Origin of the sequence: Aquimarina agarivorans (assembly GCF_000218485.1) — a bacterium.
GTDB classification, from domain to species: Bacteria; Bacteroidota; Bacteroidia; order Flavobacteriales; family Flavobacteriaceae; genus Aquimarina; species Aquimarina agarivorans.
On record NZ_AFPB01000166.1, the window covers coordinates 1 to 7459 of the forward strand.

At 33.4% G+C, this 7459-nt stretch carries 5 protein-coding genes; 4 read left to right on the top strand and 1 reads right to left on the bottom strand.

Annotation, left to right across the window (positions count from 1 at the left end; genetic code table 11):
- On the bottom strand, positions 1–856 hold an 856-nt coding region (locus GMC_RS0113235), incomplete at its 3' end, for a hypothetical protein (protein ID WP_010522270.1).
- Positions 857–1236: 380 nt separating this feature from the next.
- On the opposite strand from GMC_RS0113235, the gene GMC_RS19965 reads away from it, so the two are divergent.
- From GMC_RS19965 to GMC_RS0113260, 4 genes are all read left to right on the top strand, one after another.
- Positions 1237–2514, top strand: a complete 1278-nt coding sequence (locus GMC_RS19965; RefSeq protein WP_316928980.1) for an MBOAT family O-acyltransferase — start codon at positions 1237–1239, stop codon at positions 2512–2514.
- A gap of 4 nt (positions 2515–2518) precedes the next feature.
- Positions 2519–3466 carry a hypothetical protein gene (locus tag GMC_RS0113245; RefSeq protein WP_029489778.1) on the top strand — a complete coding sequence of 316 codons (948 nt, stop codon included), beginning with the start codon at positions 2519–2521 and terminating at the stop codon, positions 3464–3466.
- Positions 3467–4078: 612 nt separating this feature from the next.
- Positions 4079–6523: a bifunctional aspartate kinase/homoserine dehydrogenase I gene (gene thrA / locus GMC_RS0113255; protein ID WP_010522600.1), complete on the top strand. Its 2445-nt coding sequence runs from the start codon at positions 4079–4081 to the stop codon at positions 6521–6523.
- Positions 6524–6526: 3 nt separating this feature from the next.
- The gene (locus tag GMC_RS0113260) at positions 6527–7453 is read left to right on the top strand and encodes a homoserine kinase (RefSeq protein ID WP_010522601.1); all 927 of its coding nucleotides are present in this window, start codon (positions 6527–6529) and stop codon (positions 7451–7453) included.
- Positions 7454–7459 lie beyond the last annotated feature (6 nt).

Consider the following 7459-nt stretch of genomic DNA (forward strand, 5'->3'; position numbering starts at 1 on the left):
CATATCTGTAGGTCTTTTTTTCTCCGAAAGGGGCGTATTGTATTGATGCAATTTGATAGTTCTTGAAGCCAATTTCAACATCCTGCCATTGGGTTATTTCTTTTATAGTGCCGTAAAGACTGGTGCAACGCTGCACTCGAATAAAGAAATACTCACTATTAGCTTCAACTACAGGAATAACGGTTTTAACAAATGAGCCACAATCCATACGGCTATATTTGGGTTTTATTCCAAATTTTTTAAGAGTATTGTAGGCGCGTTGAAGGGTTTGGTCTTGCTTGTATTTGACATTACTATTTCCATTTCTGTTTTCAATATAAACAGGGTGATTCCCAATGGTGGCAATTCCTGGAAAGTATCCATCGGCTTTTTTGTAACTGCGTTTTGAATCGTATTTAGCTGTGGGTATAAATTGATTGTCGTAATCAAAAATATAGTCTTGATTATTAGGGGAAAGTTGTTTGCAGTGAATTAAAAGTTCAATCATCAGTTCATTTAACTTCATATTGATATTGAAATCGTGTTGAACTGCTGTCGAGGAAATATAGGTTTGTTTGGTGGTCGCTAATTCTTTTTGCATTCGCAATAGCGTATCTGCTGAACAAACCGAAAAATCTTTTACTTGTTCTAATTCTCTGCGAAAATGTTCTGTAATATCTTCGGCACATTCTCCTCCACAGAGGGTCAATAGAAAATAAGAACGTATTAAATCAGAATAACAATAAGTCGATTTTGAACTCCTCGAACCAAGTTTTTGGTCAATTAGCTGATAGATAGAACTTTTACTAACAATATGATCAGCAAAATTTATTCCGCCAAATGAATTAATAGTTTCACTAGAATACGTAATTTTCATCCGCAACGATGTTTTCACCTAAATAGGTGAAAATATTTTAATCGGCAAAGCTTTGTGATCGTTATTTTACAAGGCTTGCCGATTATTTAACTTTTTTTGATGCGGATACTAGGTTATGAAATAAAACTTATTATAACAACACTGTATTTTTTATCATTTTTAACAAAACTACTGTACATTTGGAGGTAATAAAAATGCTAACTAAATGCTATTCAATTCTTTTGCTTTTTTAGTTTTTTTACCTTTTGTATTTATTTTACACTGGAGTATTTTTAGCAAAAAAAAACAGTATCAAAACTTTTTCTTGCTCATATCCAGCTATTTTTTTTATGGATTATGGGATTGGCGATTTCTTTTTTTAATTATTGCCAGTACTCTGGTTGAGAGTATTATTGCACAACAAATTTACAAGGCCCGCTTTAAAAGAAAGCGAAAAAAATTACTTTGGACAAGTCTTATTTTTAACCATTGGAATATTATTCTTTTTTAAATATTACAATTTTTTTATAGACTCGTGGATAAACTTATTTCAATTTGCTGGTTACGGACTTAAAAAATCATGGACATTAAATGTGATTCTTCCTGTTGGCATTTCATTTTACACCTTCCAAACCCTTTCCTATTCTTTGGATGTATATTATAAAAAAATTGCTCCCACAGACAACTTTGTAACATTTGCCACATACGTTGCTTTTTTTCCACAATTAGTAGCTGGACCCATTGAAAAAGCATCTAATTTATTACCTCAAATAGCCAATATCCGCAATTTTGACTACACTAAATGTACTGAAGGCCTTAAGCTCATACTATGGGGAATGTTTAAAAAAGTAGCTATTGCCGATGCTATTGCGCCAATAGTTGATGATATTTTTCTGCACTATGCAACCTACCCCGCTACTACCCTACTTTTAGGTGCTGTATTTTTTAGCTTTCAAATTTATGGTGATTTTAGCGGATATTCTGACATTGCTATTGGTACAGCAAAACTTTTTGGTATTGAATTGGTATCAAACTTTAAGTTTCCCTATTTATCCCGAAACATAAGTGAGTTTTGGCAACGTTGGCATATTTCGCTTTCTAATTGGTTTAAAGAATACCTTTATATTCCATTAGGTGGAAGTAAAAAAAGAACTTTCATATCAGCTAGAAATATTAGTATTGTTTTTTTAGTGAGTGGTTTGTGGCACGGTGCCAACTGGACATTTATTACTTGGGGGGCTATCCATACGCTATTGTATTTTCCTGTTTTTTTTGCAAAGAAAAACAGAAAATATTCCAAATCGGTTGTTGCGGAAACCAGCAAGCTACCCTCCGCTTCTGATTTAATTAAAATAATTACAACATTCTTTTTAGTAACACTATCCTGGATATTTTTCCGTGCACCATCAATTACCATTGCCTTAGATTATTTTAGGCGAATGACTACGTATTTTAATTATGAAACGTACCAACATCCTAATGGTTATCGCATGATAGACTATTATATTTTAATACTCCTATTTATGGGATATGAATTTTACATTCGTAAAAATGAGCGTCAACCATTCAATTTTAAATCACCTATAATTCGGTTTTTAGTGTATACCCTTATTGTGTTTTTCCTAATCTTATTTTACGATGACCAAGTAGATCGTTCCTTTATTTATTTTCAATTTTAATGCTATGATCAAACTGTTCTTAAAAATTACATCATACTTAATATTGTTACTGTTAGCGTTAGAAGGTTTGGTTCGCTTTTTTCACTTAGCAAAAGACACCCCACAACGTTTTATTGATCATGCTAAAGTGGAAAAATGGGTACCAAATCAAACTGGAATTTCAGTAACAGGAATTAGAAGGCAAAATTCGGCTAAATATCGCATTAACACTAACGGATTTAATTCTTATCGAGAATTTGATCCTTCAAAAGAAACATTTGAATTAGCGCTTGTTGGTGATTCATTTATTCAGGGATTTCATCAAGATTACGATAACTCGATAGGCAAAAAAATAGAAAATGTCACGTCCGACATCAATGTATTTGAATATGGTTACGCTGGCTATGATTTTGCCGATCAAATTCACCTTATACATGCTTACAAAAATGATTTCGATTTAATTGATGCCATAGTCATCTACATCGATTTTAATACGGATCTAAAACGCGGAACGTATCAAGTTATTGAAGATCGTGTGGCCTTGCAATCACCACTAAATAACATCCTAAAAAAGTGCAAGTTGCTAGTCTATATAAAAAGTATCGGGTTACTAGATCCCCCTAAAAAAATTGTGGCTAACGTTATCAATTGTTTAAAATCAACAACTAAAGTATCAGTAAAAGACCAACAAACAAAAAAAGTGGTTGATTATTCGGAAGTTTACATGGAAAATTTCAAAAAATTAATACACCAATACGGATTTGAAAAACAAAAATCATGGCTTCTTTTAAATTCAAATACCACACCAAAAGTTTTTTTGGATTACCTACATAGTCATCATTTTAAAGTTATTGATTTTTATCAAGAATTTAAAAATGCAACAAAACCTACCTTTTTAATTTATGATCAGCATTGGAATAATTACGGTAGATCATTAATTGCTAAACAGATTAGTGAATCTATTGATCATTAATTTTGTTAATCTTATTTGTACAATATCTTATAGTTGAAAAGAAAACAACTTATTACTCCAATAGTCACTAATAACTGTAACTCTAAAATAAATACCGTTTAAGGTGGAATATATTGACTTTACAAATCAAACTACTATAAGTTTTTTTGTTACTATTATTTCATATTTTTAATAAAAAGCTTTTTACAAGAAGTGTGATTAAAAATTTGCATTTCTTAAAAGTACATCTATTCAATAACAATTCGTTTTAAAAAAATGACTTTTTGAACATCGGTGATTTTCAAATACTATTGCTTTTATAGAAGTAATTAGCAAAAAATCCAATTTTAATGAATTGTTTGCTGTTTGAGTCTTTAATTTAATTACAATATGAAAATCTATAGCCAATAAAATCATAAAAAGTACTATTTTTGGCAAATTAAAAATGGATAGGATGTTTAACACAAATAAAATTACTGTGTCATTAAATAGCATGTATATAACTTCTGGCGTAAGCCAAACAAGCTTATGTGCTACCACTACTACCCTTTGGGGTTTATAAACTATTTATTAACCGTCCTTTAGAGTAGTTTTTTACTACTATTTTCTCATTTATTCATAAAAACATATACCATGAACGTTCTAAAATTCGGAGGTTCTTCAGTTGCAACTGCGCAAACCATAAAACAAGTATTACAAATTATTGCTAATCATAGTAAAAACGACGCTCTTTTTGTTGTGGTGTCTGCGCTTGGCGGCGTAACTGATTTATTACTAAAAGCAGGAGCTCAAGCTGCAGCAAACAATAATGACTATAAAATTACCCTAAATGAAATTGAAAAAAGACATTTAGATACTGTACGCGAACTTATTCCGGTTACGGATCAAAGTAGTGTTATTAGCAATGTTAAATCAAAACTTAATGATTTAGAATCTTTGTGCGAGGGTGCTTTTCTTTTAAGCGAGCTTTCTCCTAAAACTTCATCTGTTATTGCAAGTTATGGGGAATTACTTTCATCCTTTATAATTTCGGAAGCAGCAAAAGCACAGCAGCTTGATTTAATTTTACAAGATTCAAGGGAGTATATTACTACTGTAGTTGCTGAAAAAGTTACGGTAAATTACGAAATTACAAACGCTAAAATTACTGCTTTTGCAAAAAACAATGCGGCAAAAATTGTTTTATTTCCTGGCTTTGTTGCTCAAACTGAAACTGGCGAACCCACTACTTTAGGTAGAGGTGGTTCAGATTTTACTGCTGCTATTTTAGCCGCAGCAATCCATGCTAAGGAATTATTGATATGGACTGATGTTAGTGGTATGTTTACCGCCAACCCAAGGGTAGTAAAACAAGCTAAACCAGTATCGCACATTTCGTATCAAGAGGCTATGGAACTTTCTCATTTTGGTGCTAAGGTGATTTATCCGCCAACTATTCAGCCCGTATTAGAGAAAAATATTCCTATTTATATAAAAAACACTTTTGCACCCGATGATTTTGGAACATTAATTACGCGCGAAGTTGCTGAACGCAAACAAGCCGTAACTGGTATTAGTCATATTGAAAATATAGCCGTTATAACACTTGAAGGTGGCGGTATGGTTGGCATTCCTGGATTTTCAAAACGCTTGTTTGAAACGCTGTATACGGCTCAAATAAATGTCATACTCATTACGCAGGCCTCATCAGAGCATTCCATTTGTTTGGCTATTGATAGTAATGACTCAGACAAAGCAAAATCAGTTATTGATACTTCGTTTGAATTTGAAATTTCAAAAGGAAGAGTACATCCAACAAAAATTGAAAATGATGTTGCTATTTTAGCATTAGTAGGTGATAATATGGTAAATCACCAAGGACTAAGCGGTAAAATGTTTAGTACTCTTGGCAAAAACAATGTAAATATTAGAGCAATTGCTCAGGGAGCTTCTGAAAAAAATATTTCAGTAGTTATTGCCAAAAAAGATATTTCTAAAGCGTTAAACTCATTACACGAACAATTTTTTGAGGTAAAAACTAAACAATTGAATCTGTTTATTACAGGAGTTGGTAATGTTGGGAGTAAACTATTAGAGCAATTACAACAGCAAGCTGATTATCTTAAAGAAAATTTACGTTTAAAAATTAGAGTAGTTGCTTTGTCAAACTCTCGAAAAATGGTTTTCAATTCTTCAGGTATTGAGCTTTCAAACTGGAAAACGTTACTCGAAAACGGCGAAGAATCCTCACCCGAAACGTTTTTTGAACAAACCAAAGCAATGAACTTGCGAAACAGTATTTTTGTGGACAATACAGCCACAGAAAAAATTGCTAATGTTTACAAAAATTACCTTGCTAATAGTATTGGAGTAGTTACCTGTAATAAAATTGCATGTGCAGATTCCTACATCAATTACAATGAATTACAAGTATTATCTCGTGAATATGGAGCACCGTTTCTTTACGAAACAAATGTTGGTGCAGGTTTACCTATTATTGACACATTAAATAATTTAATTGCTTCAGGTGATCGAGTTCGAAAAATTCAAGCGGTATTATCCGGAAGTTTAAATTTTGTATTTAACTACTACAAAAAAGGAGTTACATTTTTTGATATTGTGAAACAAGCACAAGAGCAGGGCTATACTGAACCAGACCCAAAAATTGATTTAAGCGGGGTAGATGTGGCTCGTAAAATCTTGATTTTAGCAAGGGAAAGTGGTAAAATAATGGAACTTTCTGATATTCAAAACAATCCTTTTTTACCGCAAGAAAGCTTAGATACCACAAATGTTCCTGATTTTTTTGAAAGTTTAAAAGTAAACGAAGCTCATTTTGCTCAAATTTTAAATGAAGCTACCTCAAAAGATTGTCGTTTAAAGTACGTAGCACAATATAAGGAAGGCAAAGCCTCTGTAGGATTACAACACATCCCATCCGATCATCCTTTTTACAATTTAGAAGGGAGTGATAATATTGTATTATTTTACACCGATCGCTATCCCGAGCAACCCTTGATTGTTAAAGGTGCTGGTGCTGGAGCTGATGTTACTGCATCAGGAATTTTTGCGGATATTATTAGAATTGGTAAACAATAATCCATGAAAAGTTTACGCGTATTTGCTCCGGCAACTGTGGCTAATCTTTCCTGTGGATTTGATGTTTTAGGCTGTTGTTTGGAAAATGTTGGTGACGAAATGCAAATTAGCCTTTCGGCAGAAGCTGGTGTCCGTATTACTAAAATTGAAGGTGCTGATTTGCCAATGGCCACGGATAAAAATGTGGCTGGTGTTGCTGTTATAGCCATGCTAGCCGCTTTGAATGACACAAAAACGGGGGTTGATATAGAGATTTATAAAAAAATTAAAGCTGGCAGCGGCATTGGAAGTAGCGCCGCAAGTAGTGCTGGTGCTGTTTGGGCTGTAAACGAACTACTGAGTCGACCTTTTACTAATGCACAGCTTGTGAAATTTGCTATGGAAGGAGAACGCCTAGCTAGCGGAAATGCACATGCTGATAATGTAGCCCCTGCCCTTTTAGGCGGTTTTACTTTGGTAAGAAGTTATGCACCTTTGGATGTGCTAAAGTTGCATACGCCTAAGGATTTATTTATGACTATTATACATCCGCAAATTGAAGTAAAAACGGCCGATTCTCGCAGAGTAGTAAAACCAACTGTTGCGTTAAAAAAAGCTGTGACTCAATGGGGAAATCTTGGTGGATTTATAGCTGGCCTGTATACCAATGATTATGATTTAATAGGTCGTAGCCTAGAAGACGTAATTATTGAACCCATGCGTTCTATTTTAATTCCAGAATTTGAAAACGTAAAATCTACCGCTTTAGAAAATGGTGCATTAGGCGCTGGAATTTCAGGCTCAGGGCCTTCTATTTTCGCGTTAAGCAAGGGAAAAACTACTGCTGAAAAAGTTGCAAAGGCAATTGAAAAAGTATACCAACCTACTGGAATTATATTTGATATTCATGTTGCTGGAATTAATGCAAATGGCGTTACTATGGTTAGTTGATGGTTG

Coding starts and splice junctions, on each gene's coding strand:
- GMC_RS0113245 (WP_029489778.1), top strand. CDS start 2,519: ATGATCAAACTGTTCTTAAAAATTACATCATACTTAATATTGTTACTG.
- thrA (WP_010522600.1), top strand. CDS start 4,079: ATGAACGTTCTAAAATTCGGAGGTTCTTCAGTTGCAACTGCGCAAACC.
- GMC_RS0113260 (WP_010522601.1), top strand. CDS start 6,527: ATGAAAAGTTTACGCGTATTTGCTCCGGCAACTGTGGCTAATCTTTCC.